Origin of the sequence: Escherichia sp. KS167_9B (assembly GCF_030295215.1) — a bacterium.
Taxonomy (GTDB): Bacteria; Pseudomonadota; Gammaproteobacteria; order Enterobacterales; family Enterobacteriaceae; genus Escherichia; species Escherichia coli_F.
The window spans coordinates 1,363,315-1,387,005 of sequence record NZ_AP025754.1; the positions used below are offsets into that span (position 1 = coordinate 1,363,315).

General features: G+C 49.3%; 30 protein-coding genes and 1 tRNA gene. 23 read left to right on the forward strand and 8 right to left on the reverse strand.

Translation table 11 applies throughout. The features are described 5' to 3' along the window. The first annotated feature begins 125 nt into the window (after positions 1–125). From tnpA to QUE34_RS06780, 10 genes are all read left to right on the forward strand, one after another. Entirely contained in the window at positions 126–584 is a 459-nt protein-coding gene (tnpA, locus tag QUE34_RS06735) for an IS200/IS605 family transposase (protein ID WP_000502112.1), read from the forward strand. 145 nt (positions 585–729) lie between these two features. Then, positions 730–1,548 carry a DUF932 domain-containing protein gene (locus tag QUE34_RS06740; protein ID WP_001234682.1) on the forward strand — a complete coding sequence of 273 codons (819 nt, stop codon included), beginning with the start codon at positions 730–732 and terminating at the stop codon, positions 1,546–1,548. Between the two features lie 90 nt (positions 1,549–1,638). Continuing rightward, positions 1,639–2,124, forward strand: a complete 486-nt coding sequence (locus QUE34_RS06745) for an antirestriction protein (RefSeq protein WP_000214398.1) — start codon at positions 1,639–1,641, stop codon at positions 2,122–2,124. A gap of 15 nt (positions 2,125–2,139) precedes the next feature. Further along, positions 2,140–2,616 carry a JAB domain-containing protein gene (locus tag QUE34_RS06750; protein ID WP_001186738.1) on the forward strand — a complete coding sequence of 159 codons (477 nt, stop codon included), beginning with the start codon at positions 2,140–2,142 and terminating at the stop codon, positions 2,614–2,616. A 62-nt stretch (positions 2,617–2,678) separates the two neighbouring features. After that, entirely contained in the window at positions 2,679–2,900 is a 222-nt protein-coding gene (locus QUE34_RS06755) for a DUF987 domain-containing protein (RefSeq protein WP_001220314.1), read from the forward strand. Positions 2,901–3,062: 162 nt separating this feature from the next. After that, positions 3,063–3,437 carry a type IV toxin-antitoxin system YeeU family antitoxin gene (locus QUE34_RS06760; protein WP_001280954.1) on the forward strand — a complete coding sequence of 125 codons (375 nt, stop codon included), beginning with the start codon at positions 3,063–3,065 and terminating at the stop codon, positions 3,435–3,437. Between the two features lie 46 nt (positions 3,438–3,483). Then, positions 3,484–3,858, forward strand: coding sequence for a TA system toxin CbtA family protein (locus tag QUE34_RS06765; protein WP_000854914.1), 375 nt, complete (start codon positions 3,484–3,486; stop codon positions 3,856–3,858). Beyond that, positions 3,855–4,346: a DUF5983 family protein gene (locus QUE34_RS06770; protein ID WP_000976857.1), complete on the forward strand. Its 492-nt coding sequence runs from the start codon at positions 3,855–3,857 to the stop codon at positions 4,344–4,346. Before QUE34_RS06765 ends, QUE34_RS06770 begins: the two co-directional genes overlap by 4 nt. Before the next feature lie 11 nt (positions 4,347–4,357). Further along, positions 4,358–4,555, forward strand: a complete 198-nt coding sequence (locus QUE34_RS06775; protein ID WP_000839282.1) for a DUF957 domain-containing protein — start codon at positions 4,358–4,360, stop codon at positions 4,553–4,555. A gap of 84 nt (positions 4,556–4,639) precedes the next feature. Then, positions 4,640–5,482 carry a DUF4942 domain-containing protein gene (locus QUE34_RS06780; RefSeq protein WP_001280481.1) on the forward strand — a complete coding sequence of 281 codons (843 nt, stop codon included), beginning with the start codon at positions 4,640–4,642 and terminating at the stop codon, positions 5,480–5,482. A 149-nt stretch (positions 5,483–5,631) separates the two neighbouring features. Here QUE34_RS06780 and QUE34_RS06785 read toward each other — a convergent pair. Beyond that, a tRNA-Ser gene (locus QUE34_RS06785) sits at positions 5,632–5,719 on the reverse strand. A gap of 233 nt (positions 5,720–5,952) precedes the next feature. On the opposite strand from QUE34_RS06785, the gene ghrA reads away from it, so the two are divergent. From ghrA to QUE34_RS06805, 4 genes are all read left to right on the forward strand, one after another. Next, positions 5,953–6,891 carry a glyoxylate/hydroxypyruvate reductase GhrA gene (ghrA, locus tag QUE34_RS06790; RefSeq protein ID WP_032302840.1) on the forward strand — a complete coding sequence of 313 codons (939 nt, stop codon included), beginning with the start codon at positions 5,953–5,955 and terminating at the stop codon, positions 6,889–6,891. 54 nt (positions 6,892–6,945) lie between these two features. Then, on the forward strand, positions 6,946–7,683 hold the full coding sequence (gene ycdX / locus QUE34_RS06795) for a zinc-binding phosphatase (protein ID WP_000283664.1): 738 nt from the start codon (positions 6,946–6,948) through the stop codon (positions 7,681–7,683). A 23-nt stretch (positions 7,684–7,706) separates the two neighbouring features. Beyond that, positions 7,707–8,261, forward strand: a complete 555-nt coding sequence (gene ycdY, locus QUE34_RS06800; RefSeq protein WP_001001909.1) for a molecular chaperone YcdY — start codon at positions 7,707–7,709, stop codon at positions 8,259–8,261. Between the two features lie 101 nt (positions 8,262–8,362). Then, positions 8,363–8,854, forward strand: coding sequence for a DUF1097 domain-containing protein (locus QUE34_RS06805; RefSeq protein WP_032144287.1), 492 nt, complete (start codon positions 8,363–8,365; stop codon positions 8,852–8,854). Positions 8,855–8,917: 63 nt separating this feature from the next. On the opposite strand, the gene csgG is transcribed toward QUE34_RS06805, so the two are convergent. The 4 genes from csgG to csgD are packed head-to-tail and all read right to left on the reverse strand — an operon-like array spanning position 8,918 to position 11,263. Then, positions 8,918–9,751 (reverse strand): curli production assembly/transport protein CsgG, encoded by an 834-nt coding sequence (csgG, locus tag QUE34_RS06810; RefSeq protein ID WP_001189321.1) that lies wholly within the window; start codon positions 9,749–9,751, stop codon positions 8,918–8,920. A 26-nt stretch (positions 9,752–9,777) separates the two neighbouring features. Further along, positions 9,778–10,194: a curli production assembly/transport protein CsgF gene (gene csgF / locus QUE34_RS06815; RefSeq protein WP_001264088.1), complete on the reverse strand. Its 417-nt coding sequence runs from the start codon at positions 10,192–10,194 to the stop codon at positions 9,778–9,780. Positions 10,195–10,218: 24 nt separating this feature from the next. Further along, positions 10,219–10,608 (reverse strand): curli production assembly/transport protein CsgE, encoded by a 390-nt coding sequence (gene csgE, locus QUE34_RS06820; protein WP_000833288.1) that lies wholly within the window; start codon positions 10,606–10,608, stop codon positions 10,219–10,221. Positions 10,609–10,612: 4 nt separating this feature from the next. Beyond that, positions 10,613–11,263: a biofilm master transcriptional regulator CsgD gene (gene csgD, locus QUE34_RS06825; RefSeq protein WP_000481500.1), complete on the reverse strand. Its 651-nt coding sequence runs from the start codon at positions 11,261–11,263 to the stop codon at positions 10,613–10,615. A gap of 754 nt (positions 11,264–12,017) precedes the next feature. Between csgD and csgB the strand changes: the two genes are divergently transcribed. The 6 genes from csgB to clsC all read left to right on the forward strand — a co-directional run bounded on the left by csgB (position 12,018) and on the right by clsC (position 15,843). Next, the gene (csgB, locus tag QUE34_RS06830; RefSeq protein WP_001360656.1) at positions 12,018–12,473 is read left to right on the forward strand and encodes a curli minor subunit CsgB; all 456 of its coding nucleotides are present in this window, start codon (positions 12,018–12,020) and stop codon (positions 12,471–12,473) included. A gap of 40 nt (positions 12,474–12,513) precedes the next feature. Beyond that, a complete protein-coding gene (gene csgA, locus QUE34_RS06835) occupies positions 12,514–12,969 on the forward strand; it encodes a curli major subunit CsgA (protein WP_032302842.1) in 456 nt (151 codons plus the stop codon). A gap of 58 nt (positions 12,970–13,027) precedes the next feature. Beyond that, the gene (csgC, locus tag QUE34_RS06840; protein WP_000992818.1) at positions 13,028–13,360 is read left to right on the forward strand and encodes a curli assembly chaperone CsgC; all 333 of its coding nucleotides are present in this window, start codon (positions 13,028–13,030) and stop codon (positions 13,358–13,360) included. 120 nt (positions 13,361–13,480) lie between these two features. After that, positions 13,481–13,792, forward strand: coding sequence for a YmdA family protein (locus QUE34_RS06845; protein ID WP_000489582.1), 312 nt, complete (start codon positions 13,481–13,483; stop codon positions 13,790–13,792). A 94-nt stretch (positions 13,793–13,886) separates the two neighbouring features. Then, the gene (ymdB, locus tag QUE34_RS06850) at positions 13,887–14,420 is read left to right on the forward strand and encodes an O-acetyl-ADP-ribose deacetylase (RefSeq protein WP_105268585.1); all 534 of its coding nucleotides are present in this window, start codon (positions 13,887–13,889) and stop codon (positions 14,418–14,420) included. Further along, entirely contained in the window at positions 14,362–15,843 is a 1,482-nt protein-coding gene (clsC, locus tag QUE34_RS06855; RefSeq protein WP_001353293.1) for a cardiolipin synthase ClsC, read from the forward strand. The genes ymdB and clsC overlap by 59 nt, the downstream gene beginning before the upstream one ends. A gap of 7 nt (positions 15,844–15,850) precedes the next feature. Here clsC and mdoC read toward each other — a convergent pair whose 3' ends face one another. Continuing rightward, positions 15,851–17,008, reverse strand: coding sequence for a glucans biosynthesis protein MdoC (mdoC, locus tag QUE34_RS06860; protein WP_001070350.1), 1,158 nt, complete (start codon positions 17,006–17,008; stop codon positions 15,851–15,853). Between the two features lie 393 nt (positions 17,009–17,401). On the opposite strand from mdoC, the gene mdoG reads away from it, so the two are divergent. The 3 genes from mdoG (at position 17,402) to QUE34_RS06875 (ending at position 21,870) form a co-directional block, all read left to right on the forward strand. Continuing rightward, positions 17,402–18,937: a glucans biosynthesis protein MdoG gene (gene mdoG / locus QUE34_RS06865; RefSeq protein WP_001300662.1), complete on the forward strand. Its 1,536-nt coding sequence runs from the start codon at positions 17,402–17,404 to the stop codon at positions 18,935–18,937. Beyond that, entirely contained in the window at positions 18,930–21,473 is a 2,544-nt protein-coding gene (mdoH, locus tag QUE34_RS06870) for a glucans biosynthesis glucosyltransferase MdoH (RefSeq protein ID WP_072000945.1), read from the forward strand. Before mdoG ends, mdoH begins: the two co-directional genes overlap by 8 nt. 169 nt (positions 21,474–21,642) lie before the next feature. Next, complete coding sequence (locus tag QUE34_RS06875) at positions 21,643–21,870, forward strand: YceK/YidQ family lipoprotein (RefSeq protein WP_001211028.1); 228 nt, start codon at positions 21,643–21,645, stop codon at positions 21,868–21,870. On the opposite strand, the gene QUE34_RS06880 is transcribed toward QUE34_RS06875, so the two are convergent. Further along, on the reverse strand, positions 21,871–22,245 hold the full coding sequence (locus QUE34_RS06880) for a MysB family protein (protein WP_000180056.1): 375 nt from the start codon (positions 22,243–22,245) through the stop codon (positions 21,871–21,873). It lies immediately after the preceding gene. Between the two features lie 82 nt (positions 22,246–22,327). Beyond that, on the reverse strand, positions 22,328–23,554 hold the full coding sequence (gene mdtG, locus QUE34_RS06885) for a multidrug efflux MFS transporter MdtG (RefSeq protein WP_000074172.1): 1,227 nt from the start codon (positions 23,552–23,554) through the stop codon (positions 22,328–22,330). Positions 23,555–23,691: the final 137 nt, after the last annotated feature.

The following is a 23,691-nucleotide window of genomic DNA, read 5'->3' on the forward strand; positions in this document are numbered from 1 at the left end:
GCTAGGCTGGGGGTTCCGGAAAGCTTTCAGCTTTGAGCCAGTTATTAAAACCCCTTTTGATTTGTTAAAACACCTTGCGGTCTGGCAACTGCAAGTGTCAAACAAGAAATCAAAAGGGGGTCCCAATGGGGGACGAAAAGAGCTTAGCGCACACCCGCTGGAACTGTAAATATCACATAGTTTTTGCGCCGAAATACCGAAGACTGGCGTTTTACGGAGAGAAGCGTAGGGCGATAGGCAGTATTTTGAGAAAGCTGTGTGAGTGGAAAAGCGTACGGATTCTGGAAGCAGAGTGCTGCGCAGATCATATCCATATGCTTGTGGAAATCCCACCCAAAATGAGCGTATCCGGCTTTATGGGATATCTGAAAGGGAAAAGCAGTCTGATGCTTTACGAGCAGTTTGGGGATTTGAAATTCAAATACAGAAACAGGGAGTTCTGGTGCCGAGGGTACTATGTCGATACGGTGGGTAAGAACACGGCGAAGATACAGGACTACATAAAGCACCAGCTTGAAGAGGATAAAATGGGGGAGCAGTTATCGATTCCATATCCGGGCAGCCCGTTTACGGGCCGTAAGTAACGAAGTTGAATGCAAATGTCAGATCGTATGCGCCTGTTAGGGCGCGGCTGGTAACAGAGCCTTACAGGCGCATTTGAAAAACCTCCGGCTATGCCGGAGGATATTTATTCATTTATATCGCTTAATCATTCATAAGGAGCAAATCATGAGATTAGCCAGTCGTTTTGGTTATGCGAACCAGATACGTCGTGATCGTCCGCTGACACACGAAGAACTGATGCGCCATGTACCGAGTATTTTTGGGGAAAACCGACATACCTCTCGCAGTGAACACTATGCGTACATTCCCACTATCACCGTCCTGGAAAATCTGCAGCAGGAAGGCTTTCAGCCGTTCTTTGCCTGCCAGACCCGCGTGCGCGACCAGAGCCGCCGGGAATACACAAAACACATGCTGCGTCTGCGGCGGGCCGGACAGATAACCGGTCAGCATGTCCCTGAAATTATTCTGCTCAACTCCCATGACGGTTCATCCAGCTACCAGATGTTACCCGGATATTTTCGTGCCATTTGTACCAATGGACTGGTCTGCGGTCAGTCTCTGGGAGAATTGCGTGTTCCACACCGGGGAAATGTGGTGGACAGAGTCATTGAAGGGGCTTACGAGGTGGTGGGCGTTTTTGACCGGATAGAGGAGAAGCGTGATGCCATGCAGTCGCTGGTCCTGCCGCCACCGGCACGCCAGGCGCTGGCACAGGCGGCACTGACTTACCGTTATGGTGACGAACATCAGCCCGTCACCACCGCCGACATTCTGACACCACGACGCCGGGAGGATTACGGTAAGGACCTGTGGAGTGCTTATCAGACCATCCAGGAGAATATGCTGAAAGGCGGGATTTCCGGTCGCAGTGCAAAAGGAAAACGTATCCATACCCGGGCCATTCACAGCATTGATACCGACATTAAGCTCAATCGCGCATTGTGGGTGATGGCAGAAACGCTGCTGGAGAGCATGCGCTGATGCCGTTTCACTGAAAGTGCAGTCCTGACTCACATCTGTTCCTGCCCCGGGGCTTCTTCCATTCATTTACTTTTTATAAGGAATAACCTCATGACAACCGTTTCGCATAATTCCACCACACCTTCTGTTTCCGTAACCACTGCATCAGGGAATAACCCACCTCAGCTGGTTGCCACTCCCGTCCCTGATGAACAGCGCATCAGCTTCTGGCCGCAGCATTTTGGCCTCATTCCACAGTGGGTGACCCTGGAGCCCCGTGTCTTCGGCTGGATGGACCGTCTTTGCGAAGACTACTGCGGTGGTATCTGGAATCTGTACACCCTGAACAACGGCGGGGCATTTATGGCACCCGAACCGGATGACGATGATGACGAAACATGGGTACTGTTCAATGCCATGAACGGCAACCGCGCTGAAATGAGCCCGGAAGCCGCCGGTATTGCTGCCTGTCTGATGACGTACAGTCATCATGCCTGTCGTACGGAGTGTTATGCCATGACGGTCCACTATTACCGGCTGCGGGATTACGCCCTGCAGCATCCGGAATGCAGCGCCATTATGCGCATCATTGACTGAATGGAGGCAGGGACAATGCAGCAGCTTTCCTTTCTGCCCGGAGAGATGACGCCCGGCGAGCGCAGTCTCATTCTGCGGGCCCTGCAAACCCTGGACCGCCATCTTCATGAACCCGGCGTGGCCTTCACCTCCACCCGTGCGGCACGGGAATGGCTGATTCTGAACATGGCGGGACTGGAGCGGGAAGAGTTCCGGGTGCTGTATCTGAACAACCAGAATCAGCTGATTGCCGGTGAAACCCTCTTCACCGGCACCATCAACCGTACGGAAGTTCATCCCCGGGAAGTGATTAAACGCGCCCTGTACCACAATGCCGCTGCCGTGGTGCTGGCGCACAATCACCCGTCCGGTGAAGTCACACCCAGTAAGGCAGACCGGCTTATCACCGAACGTCTGGTACAGGCACTGGGCCTGGTGGATATCCGGGTGCCGGACCATCTGATAGTCGGTGGCAACCAGGTTTTCTCCTTTGCCGAACATGGTCTGCTTTAACCCGTCACAACCACATCACACCTGTTTTCACTTTTATCTTCTGTCTTCAGAGGTATCACATCATGAGAATCATCACCCGTGGTGAAGCCATGCGTATTCACCAACAGCATCCTGCATCCCGTCTTTTTCCGTTCTGTACCGGTAAGTATCGCTGGCACGGCAGTGCTGAAGCGTATACTGGTCGTGAAGTGCAGGATATTCCCGGCGTTCTTGCCGTGTTTGCAGAACGCCGTAAGGACAGTTTTGGCCCGTATGTCCGGCTGATGAGTGTCACCCTGAACTGATGTTCCGTCACCCGGGAAACGAGTACGACCAGATGACCTCAGACGCCGCTGTGGATGAGGCCATTCTCATCAATGCATACATCTTCACCGAAACCGGTCAGCGCGCCGGCTGACCTGTCATCGTTAAACCATTCTTAACCACTTTTCAGAGAGGATTTTATCGTGTCAGACAAACTCTCCGGGATAACTCATCCCGATGACAATCACGACCGCCCCTGGTGGGGGCTTCCCTGCACAGTGAGGCCCTGTTTTGGCGCTCGTCTGGTGCAAGAGGGTAACCGCCTGCATTACCTTGCCGACCGCGCCGGTATCAGAGGCCGCTTCAGCGACGCAGATGCATACCATCTGGACCAGGCCTTTCCGCTGCTGATGAAACAACTGGAACTCATGCTCACCAGCGGTGAACTGAATCCCCGATATCAGCATACCGTCACGCTGAATGCAAAAGGGCTGACCTGCGAAGCCGACACCCTCGGCTCCTGTGGTTACGTTTATCTGGCTGTTTATCCGACACCAGCACCCGCAACCACCTCATAACCCCGAAGCTCTCACCTTTAGCACTACCAGTTACAGAGAACTTAAGATGAAAACATTATCCGACACACATGTACGGGAGGTATCTCGCTGCCCGTCTCCCGTCACCATCTGGCAGACACTGCTCATCCGACTGCTGGACCAGCATTATGGCCTCACACTGAATGACACACCGTTTGCCGATGAACGTGTGATTGAGCAGCATATTGAGGCAGGCATTTCACTGTGTGATGCAGTTAATTTTCTCGTGGAAAAATACGCGCTGGTGCGTACCGACCAGCCGGGATTCAGCACCTGTCCCCGCTCTCAGTTAATAAACAGTATTGATATCCTCCGGGCTCGCCGGGCGACCGGCCTGATGACCCGCGACAATTACAGAACGGTAAATAACATTACCCTGGGTAAGTATCCGGAGGCGAAATGATGAAACTGGCCCTGACACTGGAAGCCGACAGCGTTAACGTACAGGCACTGAACATGGGGCGCATTGTCGTTGACGTCGATGGTATTGAGCTCGCTGAACTGATTAACATGGTCTGCGATAACGGCTACTCCCTTCGTGTTGTTGATGAATCTGACCAGACCTCAGCAGAATGCACGCCACCATTTGCTACCCTTACCGGCATACGCTGCAGTACCGCACATATCACGGAAACGGACAACGCCTGGTTGTACTCGCTGTCACACCAGACCAGTGACTTCGGTGAATCAGAATGGATTCATTTTACAGGTAGCGGATATCTGTTACGTACCGATGCGTGGTCATACCCGGTTCTGCGGCTTAAACGCCTGGGGCTGTCAAAAACGTTCCGTCGTCTGGTCGTCACACTCATCCGGCGTTATGGCGTCAGTCTCATTCATCTGGATGCCAGCGCTGAATGCCTGCCGGGTTTACCCACTTTCGACTGGTAACCAGGAACAACATGAAATCATTAACCACGGAAACAGCGCTGGATATTCTGATTGCGTGGCTGCAGGACAATATCGACTGCGGATCGGGAATTATCTTTGACAACGATGAGGATAAAACGGATTCAGCAGCACTGTTGCCCTGTATCGAACAGGCCCGGGAGGATGTCCGTACCCTGCGTCATCTGCAGCTTCTGCACCAGAACCGGTGAAGCTCACTCACCAGACTTCATTCCTCTGACGCCAGCCTGCACAGGGCTGGCGTTTTCATTTATCTGCAAAAAGGAATATCGATTATGTCAGATATCACAATCTCCCGTCCGGAAGTGGTCAACGGGCATACGGACGTTATCTGCTCAACCAGCATTCGCCACATTCTGGCTGTACGAAAGAGTACACTGTTGCAAATCGACACACTTATCCGACAACTGGCTGAAATCTCGGTGCTGACGGAAAGCATCGGAGGTAAAACTGCCCCGGACTGGGCCATGAAACAGGATTTTCGCTGCGGCTGCTGGCTGATGGAGAAACCCGAAACAGCAATGAAAGCCATTACCCGGAATCTTGATCGCGAAATCTGGCGTGACCTGATGCAACGTTCCGGGATGCTGTCATTAATGGATACGCAGGCCCGTGATACATGGTACCGGTCACTGGAGTACGATAATTTTCCGGAAATCAGCGAAGCGAACATTCTGAGCACATTTGAACAACTGCACCAGAATAAGGATGAGGTGTTTGAGCGAGGGGTGATCAACGTCTTCAGAGGGCTGAACTGGAATTACAAAACCAATTGCCCCTGTAAATTTGGCAGTAAAATTATCGTCAACAATCTGGTGAGATGGGACCGGTGGGGATTTCATCTTATCACCGGACAACAGGCTGACCGACTCGCCGATCTGGAAAGAATGTTGCACCTGTTCAGCGGTAAACCAATCCCCGACAACCGGGGAAACATCACCCTTCGTCTGGATGATCACATTCAGTCTGTTCAGGGTAAAGAGAGCTATGAAGATGAGATGTTCAGCATCAGATACTTTAAGAAGGGCTCCGCGCATATCACGTTCAGAAAACCAGAACTGGTTGACAGACTGAATGATATTATCGCAAAACACTATCCTGATATGCTGGCAGTATAGCTTTGCCAGTATGCTCAAAGATCGGAAATTGTCCGATAAGATATGATCGCGGGGCATATAAACCGGTTTCAGATGGCATACCCGATGGCATACTGTCTGGAAGGGAAAATAAAAAAGCGCATGTTAAACAATAACATGCGCTTATAATCTGGCGGTGAGGGGGGGATTCGAACCCCCGATACGTTGCCGTATACACACTTTCCAGGCGTGCTCCTTCAGCCACTCGGACACCTCACCAAATTGTCGTTCCTGTCTTGCTGGAACGGGCGCTAATTTAGGGAAATCATGACCTGAGGTCAACAAACTTTTTAAAAAAATCGCGCGTTTATTCAAACTTCAATCAATATGCAGTTTTAATAAGCGAAATCTGCTTTTTTTGCCACCGACCACGGATTTGTTATGCTGGTGGCCTTTGTAGATCATAACGATAAGTGCGAATAAATTTCGCGCAACGCTTTTCGGGAGTCAGTATGGACATCATCTTTTATCACCCAACGTTCGATACCCAATGGTGGATTGAGGCACTGCGCAAAGCGATTCCTCAGGCAAGAGTCAGAGCATGGAAAAGCGGAGACAATGAATCAGCCGATTATGCTTTAGTCTGGCATCCTCCTGTTGAAATGCTGGCTGGGCGCGATCTTAAAGCGGTGTTTGCACTCGGGGCGGGTGTTGATTCTATTTTGAGCAAGTTACAGGCTCACCCTGATATGCTGAAACCTTCTGTTCCACTTTTTCGCCTGGAAGATACCGGTATGGGCGAGCAAATGCAGGAATATGCCGTTAGTCAGGTGCTGCATTGGTTTCGACGTTTTGACGATTATCGCACCCAGCAAAATAATTCACATTGGCAACCGCTGCCTGAATATCATCGGGAAGATTTTACCATCGGCATTTTGGGCGCAGGCGTACTGGGCGGTAAAGTTGCCCAGAGTCTGCAAACCTGGCGCTTCCCGCTGCGTTGCTGGAGTAGAACCCGTAAATCGTGGCCTGGCGTGCAAAGCTTTGCCGGACGGGAAGAACTTTCTGCATTTCTGAGCCAATGCCGGGTATTGATTAATTTGTTACCGAATACCCCTGAAACCGTCGGCATTATTAATCAACAATTAATCGAAAAATTACCGGATGGCGCGTATCTCCTCAACCTGGCGCGTGGTGTTCATGTCGTGGAAGATGACCTGCTCGCGGCGCTGGATAGCGGCAAAGTTAAAGGTGCAATGCTGGATGTTTTTAATCGCGAACCCTTACCGCCGGAAAGTCCGCTCTGGCAACATCCACGCGTGGCGATAACACCACATGTCGCCGCGATTACCCGTCCCGCTGAAGCTGTGGAGTACATTTCTCGCACCATTGCCCAGCTCGAAAAAGGGGAGAGGGTCTGCGGGCAAGTCGACCGCGCACGCGGCTACTAATAAAGCATCAGGTTTCCTGCTATCCTTGGCGGGAATTGAATACAGGAGAGAGTTATGTATCCCGTCGACCTTCATATGCATACCGTTGCCAGCACGCATGCATATAGCACATTGAGTGATTACATTGCCCAGGCCAAACAAAAGGGCATTAAACTTTTTGCGATCACCGATCATGGCCCAGATATGGAAGATGCGCCGCATCACTGGCACTTCATTAACATGCGTATCTGGCCGCGAGTGGTTGATGGGGTTGGGATCCTGCGCGGCATCGAAGCTAACATTAAAAATGTTGACGGTGAAATTGACTGCAGTGGCAAAATGTTTGATTCGCTGGATCTGATTATTGCCGGTTTTCATGAGCCGGTGTTTGCGCCGCATGACAAAGCGACCAATACGCAAGCGATGATCGCCACTATCGCCAGCGGCAATGTGCATATAATAAGCCATCCCGGAAATCCGAAATATGAAATAGATGTTAAAGCCGTTGCTGAAGCAGCTGCGAAACATCAGGTGGCGCTGGAAATCAATAATTCCTCATTTTTACACTCACGTAAGGGCAGTGAAGACAACTGTCGTGCGGTAGCCGCAGCGGTACGTGACGCTGGAGGTTGGGTGGCATTAGGCTCGGATTCTCACACCGCGTTTACCATGGGTGAATTTGAAGAGTGTCTTAAAATCCTCGACGCGGTAGATTTTCCGCCAGAGCGCATTTTGAATGTTTCTCCACGCCGCTTACTGAACTTCCTTGAATCTCGCGGTATGGCACCGATTGCGGAATTTGCAGACCTTTAATTACTAGTAATGGAAATATATTAATGAACGAGTTTTCTATCCTCTGTCGTGTGCTGGGTTCGCTCTATTACCGCCAACCGCAAGACCCTTTACTGGTGCCGCTGTTTACCCTGATTCGTGAAGGGAAACTGGCTGCGAACTGGCCACTGGAGCAGGATGAGTTACTGACACGTTTACAGAAAAGCTGTGATATGGCGCAAGTCTCTGCCGATTACAATGCGTTGTTTATCGGCGATGAATGTGCTGTGCCGCCATATCGTAGCGCATGGGTTGAGGGCGCGACGGAAGCGGAAGTGCGCGCTTTTCTTTCCGAACGAGGGATGCCATTAGCGGATACGCCAGCCGATCACATCGGTACATTGCTGCTCGCGGCTTCCTGGCTGGAAGATCAGTCAACGGAAGATGAGAGCGAAGCACTGGAAACACTGTTCAGTGAGTATCTGTTACCCTGGTGTGGTGCGTTCCTTGGCAAAGTGGAGGCCCATGCAACTACGCCTTTCTGGCGCACCATGGCACCGCTAACCCGCGATGCTATTAGTGCAATGTGGGACGAGCTTGAAGAAGATTCTGAAGAGTAAATGTGATCTCCATCACTCATAACTGCAACAGATAATTTGTTGTTGCATAAAATGTGTGCTCGATCTCATTCATGGCCGCGTTTTCTGCTATCATGCGCGGCATGAACATACTTCTCTCTATTGCAATCACAACAGGCATTCTCTCCGGTATCTGGGGATGGGTGGCTGTTTCCCTGGGCTTACTAAGCTGGGCGGGTTTCCTGGGCTGTACGGCCTACTTTGCCTGCCCGCAAGGTGGGCTGAAAGGGCTGGCGATCTCCGCTGCAACCCTGCTTAGTGGCGTGGTGTGGGCGATGGTCATTATTTACGGTAGTGCACTGGCACCACATCTGGAAATTCTCGGTTATGTCATAACCGGTATTGTCGCGTTTCTGATGTGTATTCAGGCGAAACAGCTGCTGCTTTCATTTGTTCCGGGGACGTTTATAGGCGCATGCGCGACGTTTGCCGGGCAGGGTGACTGGAAACTGGTGTTACCTTCGCTGGCGCTCGGGTTGATATTTGGTTACGCAATGAAAAACAGCGGCTTGTGGCTGGCGGCGCGTAGTGCAAAGACGGCTCACCGTGAGCAGCAAATCAAAAATAAAGCGTGAGGGGCACTCACGCTTTCGCTTGAACAGTAAAATGCCGGATGATAATTCCGGCATTTTTATCTATCAGGATTCCGGTGGAACCGACATATGGCGGTATTTCACCAGAATGTCATTCTGCCGTTCTGCTTTGTTCTGCAAATCCCAAAGACCGCGGTCGATACCATCATTAATCAGGAAAATGACGCCTGTTTCGATAGCCGACATCAGGCACAGCATAACGGGTTCGTTCGAGGTGTAACCTACTTCCCCTTCCAGTAAGCGCTGGTAGTCAATAAAGCGGAAGACCCCCGCCTGAACTTCATAGGAAAGTATCGTCTTACTGGTGTTCACCGAGGAGAGGATCTCACCGGTACTCACATTGACGACACGCAGGTTCACGGCAATCTGATCGAGCTGGTATTGCGTGTCGGCACCGATCCCAAAATATCTTGCACCAACACCGCCCGATTTAACGTTGCTTTCATAACCGATAATCGAACCTTCAACCATGATATTTGCCGCCGTTAAAGATTGCAGCGGGATTCGGTTATTAATGGCAACCGTGCCGTTTTCTTGTGCCGCACGAATAATCTTGCGCTCGTTAAGCAGGTTTTGTAAGCCCTGGCGCTCCAGCGGTATAAACCAGCGAGAATCTTTTAATGCCGTGACCAGCATTGCCGTGGCGCTTTGCGGAACAGCAGTGGAGAAGTTACTTGCCGGGTAGGGTTTAAATTGCCCGGTTTCGTCCTGAATGTTGTATACCGAAACAAAGATCTTACCCGTCGGCGCTGGCAGATGGGTCAAATCTTTGTAGCTCTGAGCACGAGGCATTAATGTCGGTCTGGCGGCTTCTTTAGGCGGGGCGGTTAAGCATCCGCTCAGTAACATGACGGCAACCAAAAGAAATAAGCGCTGCATGATTATTTTCCTTATGAAGCTGGGGCTTAAAAATCGGTTGAGTTATTTTGTAAACCCGAAACCTGGATGGTCGAGGTTTGTCCGGTTTTGCGATCCGTCACATTCAACTGCAATTGACCATCGCGGTTAGCGATATCGACAATATAATCGTTGGTCACCATGCGGCCCGGTTTACCGGTATTAATATTCGACAGTAGCCCACCTAAAATTTGTGACTGGATGGCCTGGGTAAAGTTATCTAACGCTGATGGCGTTTCAATACCAAAGTCATCGTTATAGCTCGGATCTTTATACGAGTTCTGTGCCTGGGCGCTATTTAATAAAAAAGCGCCATTATTTGGGTTGCCACCAAAGTTTGGATTACGGAACTGGAAAGTCATGGTTCCAGCCCAACTTAAAGGCGAAATAAGCATGAGTAGAACTACTGCATGTTTGACACGCATTGCAGCCTCCGAACAATTTTTTATTTAGAATTCATCATGCGCCAAATCGCCCGTACTCAATAACGCCTGATTTATCTGGCGACGATTTAGTGCTTCTTCAGTTTGAATCAGTGCAAAGACGACAGTTTTTTCGAAGTCTCTTTTCAACGGGAATAAAAAAGTCTGGAAAATAACGTCCTGATTGACCGTTATTGTGATCCAACTTCCCCATCGTGCACTGGGCCTTTCATTAATCGTTAAGTTACCCGTATAGTCACTTTCCCATTTATCACTAAAGGCTCGGTAAAAATCATGGCCAATTGATGAAACAGTATGGTCAGTTAACAAGCCCGGGACTTCTACCTCAACGGCGTGAAGATTCCCTGCGGCGAACAGGAATTCTGCCGCCACAATCCAGCGTAAATAACGTTTCATGGCTTTATCGCCTGAGGTTATCGTTTGCCCAGGAAACCGCTTGTGTCCGGTTTTTTACGGCTATCTTCTTGAAAAGATTATAAAGATGCGTTTTAACCGTATTTTCGCTGATGAACAACGAACGAGCGATCTCGTTATTAGACGCGCCGATACGCAGCTTATTCAGGATCTCTTTTTCCCGATGAGTAAGGAGGGCTGATTCCGTGCTGTTATAACGATAGTTACCTGAATGCGTAATCAGGTAACTGGCAAGCTTTTGCGTAAAGTAGCATTCGCCGCGCAGGACGCCTTGCAACCCATTGACAACACGTTCTTGATCCTCCATGGCATAAAAAACGCCGTTGATATGAGGCCAGTTTTCAATGTCGCGGTACGGGTAATCTTCAGGCGTATTTAGCAACAATATTTTGATATTGTTGTTTTTCCTGCTCAAAGTATCCTGCCAATAATGGATAAGCTTTTTATCCGCTTCCATCATATCCAGAAGAATAATAGAGCCTGAAGATATATCGTCCAGAGAACGTTGAATATTATGTAATTTTCCTGTAATTGCCAGCGATTGTTTAAGGTGCTGCAAGAGAGCTGTCGCCTGCAAAGAAGGTTTAGTGATCAACAATAATGTATGACCATGGATACTATGGACTTCATTAAACATGATGAAACCCCGCTTTTTTTATTGATCGCACACCTGACAGCTGCCTCTAAAATAGAAGCACCAGAAGTACTGACAGATGTTGCACTGCTGTGTGTAGTAATAAATCAGCCCTAAATGGGTAAAATATAAAACTAATGGATTACATCTGATTTCAATCTAGCCATTACAAATCTTAAATCAAGTGTTAAACATGTAACTAAATGTAACTCGTTATATTAAAATGTTAATCTTAAGGTTTTATTAAGTTTAGAAATGATAGAAAAGTTGTACATTTGGTTTTTCTTGCACAATTTTAAAAAATCATACAAATGGTGCTAACTTGCTAATAATGCATATAAAAAATATTTCGGTGTAGTCCTTTCGTCATGTAAAACGTTCTTGTTTTTTCTCCACACCTCCGTGGACAATTTTTTACTGCAAAAAGACGAGGTTTGTCACGGCTTGTGCGCAAGACATATCGCAGCAATCAGCGACGGGCAAGAAGAATGACTGTCTGGTGATTTTTGATTGCGGAAAACCGAAATTTAAAAGAAAACAAAATATTTTTTTGCGTAGATAACAGCGTATTTACGTGGGTTTTAATACTTTGGTATGAACAAAAAAAGAAAAATACAACGCGCAGGTGAGTTATTAAAAATATTTCCGCAGACATACTTTCCATCGTAACGCGGCGTTAACAAAATACAGGTTGCGTTAACAACCAAGTTGAAATGATTTAATTTCTTAAATGTACGACCAGGTCCAGGGTGACAACATGAAAAACAAATTGTTATTTATGATGTTAACAATACTGGGTGCGCCTGGGATTGCAGCCGCAGCAGGTTATGATTTAGCTAATTCAGAATATAACTTCGCGGTAAATGAATTGAGTAAGTCTTCATTTAATCAGGCAGCCATAATTGGTCAAGCTGGGACTAATAATAGTGCTCAGTTACGGCAGGGAGGCTCAAAACTTTTGGCGGTTGTTGCGCAAGAAGGTAGTAGCAACCGGGCAAAGATTGACCAGACAGGAGATTATAACCTTGCATATATTGATCAGGCGGGCAATGCCAACGATGCCAGTATTTCGCAAGGTGCTTATGGTAATACTGCGATGATTATCCAGAAAGGTTCTGGTAATAAAGCAAATATTACACAGTATGGTACTCAAAAAACGGCAATTGTAGTGCAGAGACAGTCGCAAATGGCTATTCGCGTGACACAACGTTAATTTCCATTCGACTTTTAAATCAATCCGATGGGGGTTTTACATGAAACTTTTAAAAGTAGCAGCAATTGCAGCAATCGTATTCTCTGGTAGCGCTCTGGCAGGTGTTGTTCCTCAGTACGGCGGCGGCGGTAACCACGGTGGTGGCGGTAATAATAGCGGCCCAAATTCAGAGCTGAACATTTACCAGTACGGTGGCGGTAACTCTGCACTTGCTCTGCAAACTGATGCCCGTAACTCTGACTTGACTATTACCCAGCATGGCGGTGGTAACGGTGCAGATGTTGGTCAGGGCTCAGATGACAGCTCAATCGATCTGACTCAGCGTGGCTTCGGTAACAGCGCCACTCTTGATCAGTGGAATGGTAAAGATTCTACTATGACTGTTAAACAGTTCGGTGGCGGTAACGGTGCTGCTGTTGACCAGACTGCATCTAACTCCAGCGTTAACGTCACTCAGGTTGGCTTTGGTAACAACGCGACCGCTCATCAGTACTAATACATCCTCTGTATTAAAGAAACAGGGCGCAAGCCCTGTTTTTTTTCGGGAGAAGAATATGAATGCGTTATTACTCCTTGCGGCACTTTCCAGTCAGATAACCTTTAATACGACCCAGCAAGGGGATATGTACACCATTATTCCTGAAGTCACTCTTACTCAATCTTGTCTGTGCAGAGTACAAATATTGTCCCTGCGCGAAGGCAGTTCAGGGCAAAGTCAGACGAAGCAAGAAAAGACCCTCTCATTGCCTGCTAATCAACCCATTGCTTTGACGAAGTTGAGTTTAAATATTTCCCCGGACGATCGGGTGAAAATAGTTGTTACTGTTTCTGATGGACAGTCACTTCATTTATCACAACAATGGCCGCCCTCTTCAGAAAAGTCTTAATTTGTTGAAATATAGAGCATAAGATGAATCTGGAGAGAATGGTCTGCTGCGGATCAGCCAACCTGAAAGTATGGATAACACAACCCTCAAGGATGACTAATCATTGAGGAAATAGAATAAATGTTCAGACCTTTTTTAAACTCTCTTATGCTCGGCAGTTTGTTTTTTCCTTTTATTGCCATCGCAGGAAGCACCGCGCAAGGGGGCGTGATCCATTTTTATGGCCAAATTGTGGAACCGGCATGTGACGTCAGCACCCAGTCATCACCCGTAGAAATGAACTGCCCACAGAATGGCTCTGTTCCGGGCAGAACCTATTCCAGCAAAGCGTTAATGAGCGGCAATGTCAAAAACGCGCAAATAGCCTCAGTAAAAGTGCAGTATCTTGATAAACAGAAAAAGCTGGCTGTAATGAACATCGAATATAACTAAGTTTCTGAACAACTCACCTTGCTGAGCAGAAAAATGCGATTTAACCAAAAAGCCTGCTGTACACTTAAGAAACAAGAAGGTGTAAGGAGGCGTTATGAAAACGCGTATTCATGTTGTGCAGGGTGATATTACCAAACTGGCCGTTGATGTGATTGTGAATGCGGCTAATCCGTCATTAATGGGAGGCGGCGGCGTCGATGGAGCCATTCATCGCGCAGCGGGTCCGGCCCTTCTGGATGCCTGTTTAAAAGTCAGGCAACAGCAGGGCGATTGCCCTACGGGGCATGCCGTTATTACGCTTGCAGGCGATCTTCCCGCGAAAGCCGTAGTGCACACCGTCGGCCCAGTCTGGCGTGGTGGTGAACAAAACGAAGACCAGCTTTTGCAGGATGCCTATCTCAATAGCCTACGACTGGTGGCGGCAAACAGCTATACGTCAGTGGCTTTTCCTGCAATTAGTACTGGGGTTTATGGTTACCCTCGCGCGGCAGCGGCTGAAATCGCAGTAAAAACCGTTTCAGAATTTATTACCCGTCACGCTTTACCCGAACAGGTATACTTTGTCAGTTATGATGAAGAAAACGCCCACCTCTACGAAAGACTCCTTACCCAACAAGGAGATGAATGATTTGCCCCGGCTGGCGAGCGCGGTGCTGCCACTGTGTTCGCAACATCCCGGTCAGTGTGGCCTTTTTCCTCTGGAGAAAAGTCTGGATGCGTTTGCCGCCCGGTATCGTCTGGCCGAAATGGCAGAGCATACGCTGGATGTTCAGTATTACATCTGGCAGGACGATATGTCGGGTCGGTTACTGTTTTCCGCCCTGTTAGCCGCAGCAAAGCGTGGCGTTCGCGTCCGTTTGTTGCTGGACGACAACAATACACCCGGACTTGACGACATTTTACGCTTGCTTGACAGTCATCCCCGCATTGAAGTCCGACTTTTTAATCCTTTTTCGTTTCGACTGCTACGTCCGCTTGGTTATATCACCGACTTTTCCCGTCTCAATCGCCGTATGCACAATAAAAGTTTCACCGTCGATGGTGTGGTGACTCTGGTGGGGGGACGAAATATTGGTGATGCCTATTTTGGTGCAGGGGAAGAGCCACTTTTTTCGGATTTAGATGTCATGGCAATAGGACCAGTTGTAGAGGACGTTGCCGATGATTTCGCCCGCTACTGGTATTGTAAATCGGTTTCACCCTTACAGCAGGTGCTGGATGTCCCGGAAGGTGAAATGGCGGATCGCATCGAGTTACCCGCCTCCTGGCATGACGATGCCATGACGCATCGTTATTTACGCAAAATGGAATCCAGCCCGTTTATAAATCATCTGGTTGATGGAACGTTGCCGCTTATCTGGGCGAAAACACGTTTATTAAGTGATGATCCGGCGAAAGGGGAAGGCAAGGCAAAACGGCATTCACTGTTACCGCAGCGCCTGTTCGATATCATGGGCTCACCCAGTGAACGCATCGATATTATCTCTTCCTATTTTGTACCGACACGCGCAGGTGTGGCGCAACTCTTACGGATGGTGAGAAAAGGGGTAAAGATTGCGATCCTAACCAATTCTCTTGCCGCTAACGATGTTGCTGTCGTCCATGCCGGATACGCGCGCTGGCGCAAAAAATTGCTCCGCTACGGCGTGGAATTATATGAACTCAAGCCGACGCGTGAACAAAGTAGTACGTTACACGATCGCGGCATAACCGGTAATTCCGGTGCCAGCCTGCATGCTAAAACCTTTAGCATCGATGGTAAAACGGTGTTTATTGGCTCTTTCAATTTCGATCCACGTTCGACATTGCTCAATACTGAAATGGGGTTCGTGATAGAGAGCGAAACGCTGGCACAGTTAATTGATAAACGCTTTATTCAGAGCCAGTATGATGCGGCCTGGCAGCTCCGTCTGGACAGGTGGGGGCGGATCAACTGGGTTGATCGTCATGCAAAGAAAGAAATTGTTCTCAAAAAAGAACCCGCTACCAGTTTCTGGAAGCGGGTTATGGTCAGACTGGCGTCGATATTGCCTGTGGAATGGTTATTGTAAACGCGGCTTAACGGGCTGGTGCTTTATCGTTCTCACGCTTAACAACCGGTTTACCAGAGAACAAAAACTTCAGTAACGGGATGCGTAAATGAATTTCATACAGAATTATCGCAATCCCTACTACGAATATCAGGCCACAGAGAAAACCAAGCCAGTTGGAGGTGATGTGCGGTGTAATGTACGCGCCGAAAAACAGCGTTAACGGGTGGTGAACCAGATAGATAAATAGCGATGCGTTAACAAAGTAAGTCACCCGCGCTGACTGGAAGTTAAGCAAACGGTGGCCGAAGGAGAAGACCACATTCACCATCCACAGACCGAGGACCATGGTGATCACCGACTCGGTTTCGTACATCCAGGCATCGCCACTGCCATAGCGCTGGTTGAGTAAATAAGCGACAAACGCCAATGCTGCTGCAAGGGTACAGCCACGAGACGGCGTGGTAAACAAGGCTTTAAGATGAGGGAAAATGAAAGCCAGTGCGCCGAGGATAAAGAACGGCAAATAAAATAACGTTTGCATGACAATAAAATTGAACATGCCGTTACTCAGAATGGGTGGATACACAATAAAAATCGTTCTTCTTATTACCGCATAACCGATGCCGAGGCACAAAAAAATCACCGATAATTTTACCATCGAGAATTTTTTATTCGTTTTATCAGAATTTTCTAAATTATTTCTGATGCGTTTAAATATCCATACGCATAGCGTCGTCATGACCACTAACACCAGTAAAAACCACAGGTGTGATATTAATTCCCAGGCCAACGTATTATATTTGTCATACAATGACAGCCCAGGCCAACTTTCCGCTTTCCCTTTGACGTATTGCAGCATAATAAATTGCGGCAATGTCAGTAGGGGGATGGCTGTTAACATCGGGATCCCTACACGTTCGACACGTACTTTCCACCATTTTTTCAAGGGATAGCGTAAAAAAAGCATGTAAGAAAAGTACCCGGATATAACGAAAAATACCTGCATGCGGAACGAGTGGATGAAGTCATTAAAAAGGGTCAGCCACAATGACGGTTCGGCGCTATTCACATGCCATGTATGGCTCGAATAGATTAAAGAAATATGAAAAGGGATCCCTAACAACATCAGCCAGGCGCGGATGGAGTCGAGGAAATATTCACGTTGCGCGGGTACTGGATTCATATATGGTTAACTAATCTCGGATTTTTCGTCTTATCCCTGTCGGGTTATGCCTTTAGGCTTGTTGCCATAGCGACACCGACCTGACCGCGCCAGACGCAGGCTTCAAGGTTTTTATGCATAGCATCATCGCTACCACTAACCAGAATGGAAGCGTCTGTAAGACGGTTGATAAATAAATTTGCTGGCAAACCCTACACGAAGTCGATGCTTCTGTCTTTAGGAGAAGCACGGAAAGTGAAAACGGTTGCAATCAGGTGCTTAATCCATGAGCCAGCGTGCTGAACGATACCGGGATTCTGTTGTCGGAATGGCTGGTTATCCATTAAAATAGATCGGATCGATATAAGCACACAAAGGGGGAAGTGCTTACTAATTATGAAACATAAACTACAAATGATGAAAATGCGTTGGTTGAGTGCTGCAGTAATGTTAACCCTGTATACATCTTCAAGCTGGGCTTTCAGTATTGATGATGTCGCAAAGCAAGCTCAATCCTTAGCCGGGAAAGGCTATGAGGCGCCTAAAAGCAACTTGCCCTCCGTTTTCCGCGACATGAAATACGCGGACTATCAGCAGATCCAGTTTAATCATGACAAAGCATACTGGAACAATCTGAAGACCCCATTCAAACTCGAGTTCTACCATCAGGGTATGTACTTCGATACCCCGGTCAAAATAAATGAAGTGACTGCCACCGCAGTCAAACGAATCAAATACAGCCCGGATTATTTCACTTTCGGCGATGTTCAGCATGATAAAGACACGGTAAAAGACCTTGGTTTTGCCGGTTTTAAAGTGCTTTACCCGATCAACAGCAAAGATAAAAACGATGAAATCGTCAGCATGCTCGGGGCCAGCTATTTCCGCGTGATTGGCGCAGGTCAGGTTTATGGCCTTTCTGCCCGCGGCCTGGCAATTGATACCGCCTTGCCATCGGGTGAAGAATTTCCACGTTTCAAAGAGTTCTGGATCGAGCGTCCAAAACCGACTGATAAACGTTTAACCATTTATGCATTGCTTGACTCGCCGCGTGCGACAGGTGCTTACAAATTCGTGGTTATGCCAGGGCGTGACACGGTTGTGGATGTGCAGTCGAAAATCTATCTGCGCGATAAAGTCGGCAAACTGGGGGTTGCACCGTTAACCAGTATGTTCCTGTTTGGGCCGAACCAACCTTCGCCTGCAAATAACTATCGCCCGGAGTTGCACGACTCTAACGGTCTCTCTATCCATGCCGGTAATGGTGAATGGATCTGGCGTCCGTTGAATAACCCGAAACATTTAGCGGTCAGCAGCTTCTCGATGGAAAATCCGCAAGGCTTCGGTCTGTTGCAGCGCGGTCGTGATTTCTCCCGCTTCGAAGATCTCGATGATCGTTACGACCTCCGTCCAAGCGCATGGGTGACTCCGAAAGGGGAGTGGGGCAAAGGCAGCGTTGAGCTGGTGGAAATTCCAACCAACGATGAAACCAACGATAACATCGTCGCTTACTGGACGCCGGATCAGCTGCCGGAGCCGGGTAAAGAGATGAACTTTAAATACACCATCACCTTTAGCCGTGATGAAGACAAACTGCATGCACCAGATAACGCATGGGTGCAACAAACGCGTCGTTCAACGGGGGATGTGAAGCAGTCGAACCTGATTCGCCAGCCTGACGGTACTATCGCCTTTGTGGTCGATTTTACCGGCGCAGAGATGAAAAAACTGCCAGAGGATACCCCGGTCACAGCGCAAACCAGCATTGGTGATAATGGTGAGATAGTTGAAAGCACAGTGCGCTATAACCCGGTTACCAAAGGCTGGCGTCTGGTGATGCGTGTGAAAGTGAAAGATGCCAAGAAAACCACTGAAATGCGTGCTGCGCTGGTGAATGCCGATCAGACGTTGAGTGAAACCTGGAGCTACCAGTTACCTGCCAATGAATAAGACAACTGAGTACATTGACGCAATGCCCATCGCCGCAAGCGAGAAAGCGGCATTGCCGAAGACTGATATCCGCGCCGTTCATCAGGCGCTGGATGCCGAACACCGCACTTGGGCGCGGGAGGATGACTCCCCGCAAGGCTCGGTAAAGGCGCGTCTGGAACAAGCCTGGCCAGATTCACTTGCTGATGGACAGTTAATTAAAGACGATGAAGGGCGCGATCAGCTTAAGGCGATGCCAGAAGCAAAACGCTCCTCGATGTTTCCCGACCCGTGGCGTACCAACCCGGTAGGCCGTTTCTGGGATCGTCTGCGTGGACGCGATGTCACGCCGCGCTATCTGGCTCGTTTGACCAAAGAAGAGCAGGAAAGCGAGCAAAAGTGGCGTACCGTCGGTACTATCCGCCGTTACATTTTGTTAATCCTGACGCTCGCACAAACTGTTGTCGCGACCTGGTATATGAAGACCATTCTTCCTTATCAGGGGTGGGCGCTGATTAATCCTATGGATATGGTTGGTCAGGATGTGTGGGTTTCCTTTATGCAGCTTCTGCCTTATATGCTGCAAACCGGTATCCTGATCCTCTTTGCGGTGCTGTTCTGTTGGGTGTCCGCCGGATTCTGGACGGCGTTGATGGGCTTCCTGCAACTGCTTATTGGTCGCGATAAATACAGTATATCTGCGTCGACAGTTGGCGATGAACCATTAAACCCGGAGCATCGCACGGCGTTGATCATGCCTATCTGTAACGAAGACGTGAACCGTGTTTTTGCTGGCCTGCGTGCAACGTGGGAATCAGTAAAAGCCACCGGGAATGCCAAACACTTTGATGTCTACATTCTGAGTGACAGTTATAACCCGGATATCTGCGTCGCAGAGCAAAAAGCCTGGATGGAGCTTATCGCTGAAGTCGGTGGCGAAGGTCAGATTTTCTATCGCCGCCGCCGTCGTCGCGTGAAGCGTAAAAGCGGTAATATCGATGACTTCTGCCGTCGCTGGGGCAGCCAGTACAGCTACATGGTGGTGCTGGATGCTGACTCGGTAATGACCGGTGATTGTTTATGCGGCCTGGTGCGCCTGATGGAAGCCAACCCGAACGCCGGGATCATTCAGTCGTCACCGAAAGCGTCCGGTATGGATACGCTGTATGCGCGCTGTCAGCAGTTCGCGACCCGCGTGTATGGGCCACTGTTTACAGCCGGTTTGCACTTCTGGCAACTTGGCGAGTCGCACTACTGGGGACATAACGCGATTATACGCGTGAAACCGTTTATCGAGCACTGCGCACTGGCTCCGCTGCCGGGCGAAGGTTCCTTTGCCGGTTCAATCCTGTCACATGACTTCGTGGAAGCGGCGTTGATGCGCCGTGCAGGTTGGGGGGTGTGGATTGCTTACGATCTCCCGGGTTCTTATGAAGAATTGCCGCCTAACTTGCTTGATGAGCTAAAACGTGACCGCCGCTGGTGCCACGGTAACCTGATGAACTTCCGTCTGTTCCTGGTTAAGGGTATGCACCCGGTTCACCGTGCGGTATTCCTGACGGGCGTGATGTCTTATCTCTCCGCTCCGCTGTGGTTTATGTTCCTCGCGCTCTCTACTGCATTGCAGGTAGTGCATGCGTTGACCGAACCGCAATACTTCCTGCAACCACGGCAGTTGTTCCCGGTGTGGCCGCAGTGGCGTCCTGAGCTGGCGATAGCGCTGTTTGCTTCGACTATGGTGCTGTTGTTCCTGCCGAAGTTATTGAGCATTTTGCTTATCTGGTGCAAAGGAACGAAAGAATTCGGTGGCTTCTGGCGCGTTACATTATCGCTGCTGCTGGAAGTGCTTTTTTCCGTGTTGCTGGCTCCGGTACGTATGCTGTTCCATACGGTATTCGTCGTCAGCGCTTTCCTTGGCTGGGAAGTGGTGTGGAATTCACCGCAGCGTGATGATGACTCCACTTCCTGGGGCGAAGCGTTCAAACGCCACGGCTCACAGCTGCTGTTGGGGTTAGTGTGGGCAGTTGGTATGGCGTGGCTGGATCTGCGTTTCCTGTTCTGGCTGGCACCGATTGTCTTCTCGTTGATCTTGTCACCGTTTGTTTCGGTGATTTCCAGCCGTGCCACCGTTGGTCTGCGAACCAAACGCTGGAAACTGTTCCTGATCCCGGAAGAGTATTCACCGCCGCAGGTGCTGGTTGATACCGATCGTTTCCTTGAGATGAATCGTAAACGCTCCCTTGATGATGGTTTTATGCACGCGGTGTTTAACCCGTCATTTAACGCTCTGGCAACCGCAATGGCGACCGCGCGTCACCGCGCCAGTAAGGTGCTGGAAATCGCCCGTGACCGCCACGTTGAACAGGCGCTCAACGAGACGCCAGAGAAGCTGAATCGCGATCGTCGCCTGGTGCTGCTAAGCGATCCGGTGACGATGGCCCGTCTGCATTTCCGCGTCTGGAATTCCCCTGAGAGATATTCTTCATGGGTGAGTTATTATGAAGGGATAAAGCTGAATCCGCTGGCATTGCGTAAACCGGATGCGGCTTCGCAATAAAACGTAGTGGCCTGATGCGCTACGCTTATCAGGCCACTACGTTCTACGATGTATTGATTTTGCAATATTTTTTAGGTCGGACAAGGCGTTCACGCTGCATCTGGCAAAAACAACGAGCCAATAAAAATACCGGCGTTATGCCGGTATTTTTTTACGGGAGAGGTATCAAATGCGTTTCATCATGGTCAGTATTATGGTGACCTTGTTGAGTGGCTGCGGCAGTATTATTAGTCGCACTATACCGGGGCAGGGGCATGGCAACCAATATTATCCTGGTGTGCAATGGGACGTGCGTGACTCCGCCTGGCGTTACGTCACGATCCTTGATCTGCCATTCTCCCTTGTTTTCGATACTTTACTGCTGCCGATCGACATTCATCATGGCCCGTATGAGTAATTAGCGTTCATCCCACTCATCAGCCGCTGCCCGTCCTTCTTCCGTATCCAGCGGTGGCTCAAGCTGAAATTCCCCCTCGTCCCATTCATGTAATGTATTCTCTTCCTGCCACTCCTGGCGGATCTCTATCTCATCATAGTCGCCGTCAAAGACACTTTGCGCGGCTTCACCGCTAAGCATGGGTAAACATTCACCTTCTTCCCCTTCGTCGGCAAAAAACTCAACTTGCCACATGATGTCGCCGTCCTGCAAAACGTATTTTTGGGCATTGAACTGTTGCACATTCGCGTCTTCGGCGTCGATGCCGGGGTTGTCTGCAAGAAATTCTTCGCGTGCAGCGTCAATGGCTTCTTCAAGCGTTGCGTACATGGTCATCACGATTCTCCCTTTGAGTTGATGAGGTTTCAGGGAAAAGGATAGCTGATTCTCCGCTTTTGCAAGTATGAAAGGCGAAAAATCAGTTCGATACCTGGGGTATCCGACGACGGCGCAGACTGTTCCATGAATAGACGGCGTTGAATAACACTACGCCAGCGGTGACGAGGAATACCGCTCTGAAACCGTAGTTCGCTGAAATCGCTGCTCCCATCAATGGTCCGGTAACGTTGCCAATATCACGAAACGATTGGTTATAGCTGAAGATACGCCCGGCGATTTGGTTGCTCGAGTTGTAAACCAACAGTGTCTGTACGGCGGGGAGTAGTGCACCATCCGCGGCACCGAGCAAAAAACGTAAAATCCCAAGTTGCAATGGCGTCTGAACATAAGACATTGGGATCAACAGCAGTACAGAAAAGATCAGCGCTGTAATCAGGATCTTTTCGGGTCCGATTCGATCGCCAAGTTTGCCGAGTCGTGGTGCACTCAGCAGAGCAGCCACGCCTGGCACCGAGGCGATCATGCCGCTGATAAAGGCGACATTACTGACGTTACCCGCCAGTTCGCGGACATACAGCGTCAGAATAGGGGCAATTGAACCCGTCGCCACCTGGATGATTAACGTGGTGACAAACAGGCTGAGTACCAGTTTCGGGTTTTTAAGTGATGTCACCACTTCCCGCATATGCAGCATCTCTTTTTTGCTGACCGGCTGGAATTTTTCTCGGATGCAAAACAGGGTGACGAAAAAGCAAAGTATCAGCACACTGGCGGTAATAAAGAATACCGGACGTAAGCCGTAGCTATCGGCAAGCAAACCACCAGCCATTGGGCCGAGCAACGCGCCGCTAACGCCGCCTGTGGAGAGCGTACCCAGCGCCCAGCCGCTTTTATTACGCGGTACTTGTGTGGCGATCAGTGCGTTAGCGTTGGGAACAAATCCGCCAAGCAAACCAAGCAGCGCCCGCAGGATCAAAAACTGCCAGATATTTTGTGCCAGCCCCATCAACACCATCACGATGCCCATGCCGAGGGCAGAGCGTAATAGCATGAGTTTTCGGCCTTTACGGTCGGCGAGTCCACCCCAAAACGGTGAGGCGATGGCCGAAAATAAAAATGTAATGCTGAAGACAATACCGGACCACATATTCAGGGCGGAGTGGCCGGTAACGCCAAGCTGCTCAACGTAGAGGGGTAAGAAGGGCATTACCAGGCTGAAGGCGGCACCGGTAAGAAAACAGCCTAGCCAGGCGACGATCAGGTTTCGTTTCCAGTTTATAGGGGTGTCATTTTCACAGGGTGACATAGCAATCCGCTGTTGGTGCGCCAGGCGCGGTGAACATAAGAAGAAAAGATAAGCACACTAATTATGCGCCCGACTTCCAGGGGGCGCAATCCAGAGAGCTTTTATCGCTAAATCAGGAGGATTTGCTGTGGGAATGC

Coding starts and splice junctions, on each gene's coding strand:
- ycdX (WP_000283664.1), top strand. CDS start 6,946: ATGTATCCCGTCGACCTTCATATGCATACCGTTGCCAGCACGCATGCA.
- QUE34_RS06775 (WP_000839282.1), top strand. CDS start 4,358: ATGAAATCATTAACCACGGAAACAGCGCTGGATATTCTGATTGCGTGG.
- QUE34_RS06805 (WP_032144287.1), top strand. CDS start 8,363: ATGAACATACTTCTCTCTATTGCAATCACAACAGGCATTCTCTCCGGT.
- mdoH (WP_072000945.1), top strand. CDS start 18,930: ATGAATAAGACAACTGAGTACATTGACGCAATGCCCATCGCCGCAAGC.
- csgA (WP_032302842.1), top strand. CDS start 12,514: ATGAAACTTTTAAAAGTAGCAGCAATTGCAGCAATCGTATTCTCTGGT.
- QUE34_RS06745 (WP_000214398.1), top strand. CDS start 1,639: ATGACAACCGTTTCGCATAATTCCACCACACCTTCTGTTTCCGTAACC.
- QUE34_RS06880 (WP_000180056.1), bottom strand. CDS start 22,245: ATGACCATGTACGCAACGCTTGAAGAAGCCATTGACGCTGCACGCGAA.
- clsC (WP_001353293.1), top strand. CDS start 14,362: ATGATGAAGAAAACGCCCACCTCTACGAAAGACTCCTTACCCAACAAG.
- QUE34_RS06755 (WP_001220314.1), top strand. CDS start 2,679: ATGAGAATCATCACCCGTGGTGAAGCCATGCGTATTCACCAACAGCAT.
- csgB (WP_001360656.1), top strand. CDS start 12,018: ATGAAAAACAAATTGTTATTTATGATGTTAACAATACTGGGTGCGCCT.
- mdoG (WP_001300662.1), top strand. CDS start 17,402: ATGATGAAAATGCGTTGGTTGAGTGCTGCAGTAATGTTAACCCTGTAT.
- ghrA (WP_032302840.1), top strand. CDS start 5,953: ATGGACATCATCTTTTATCACCCAACGTTCGATACCCAATGGTGGATT.
- ycdY (WP_001001909.1), top strand. CDS start 7,707: ATGAACGAGTTTTCTATCCTCTGTCGTGTGCTGGGTTCGCTCTATTAC.
- csgC (WP_000992818.1), top strand. CDS start 13,028: ATGAATGCGTTATTACTCCTTGCGGCACTTTCCAGTCAGATAACCTTT.
- QUE34_RS06780 (WP_001280481.1), top strand. CDS start 4,640: ATGTCAGATATCACAATCTCCCGTCCGGAAGTGGTCAACGGGCATACG.
- csgE (WP_000833288.1), bottom strand. CDS start 10,608: ATGAAACGTTATTTACGCTGGATTGTGGCGGCAGAATTCCTGTTCGCC.
- QUE34_RS06750 (WP_001186738.1), top strand. CDS start 2,140: ATGCAGCAGCTTTCCTTTCTGCCCGGAGAGATGACGCCCGGCGAGCGC.
- tnpA (WP_000502112.1), top strand. CDS start 126: ATGGGGGACGAAAAGAGCTTAGCGCACACCCGCTGGAACTGTAAATAT.
- QUE34_RS06770 (WP_000976857.1), top strand. CDS start 3,855: ATGATGAAACTGGCCCTGACACTGGAAGCCGACAGCGTTAACGTACAG.
- csgG (WP_001189321.1), bottom strand. CDS start 9,751: ATGCAGCGCTTATTTCTTTTGGTTGCCGTCATGTTACTGAGCGGATGC.
- mdtG (WP_000074172.1), bottom strand. CDS start 23,554: ATGTCACCCTGTGAAAATGACACCCCTATAAACTGGAAACGAAACCTG.
- QUE34_RS06740 (WP_001234682.1), top strand. CDS start 730: ATGAGATTAGCCAGTCGTTTTGGTTATGCGAACCAGATACGTCGTGAT.
- ymdB (WP_105268585.1), top strand. CDS start 13,887: ATGAAAACGCGTATTCATGTTGTGCAGGGTGATATTACCAAACTGGCC.
- QUE34_RS06845 (WP_000489582.1), top strand. CDS start 13,481: ATGTTCAGACCTTTTTTAAACTCTCTTATGCTCGGCAGTTTGTTTTTT.
- mdoC (WP_001070350.1), bottom strand. CDS start 17,008: ATGAATCCAGTACCCGCGCAACGTGAATATTTCCTCGACTCCATCCGC.
- csgF (WP_001264088.1), bottom strand. CDS start 10,194: ATGCGTGTCAAACATGCAGTAGTTCTACTCATGCTTATTTCGCCTTTA.
- QUE34_RS06875 (WP_001211028.1), top strand. CDS start 21,643: ATGCGTTTCATCATGGTCAGTATTATGGTGACCTTGTTGAGTGGCTGC.
- QUE34_RS06765 (WP_000854914.1), top strand. CDS start 3,484: ATGAAAACATTATCCGACACACATGTACGGGAGGTATCTCGCTGCCCG.
- csgD (WP_000481500.1), bottom strand. CDS start 11,263: ATGTTTAATGAAGTCCATAGTATCCATGGTCATACATTATTGTTGATC.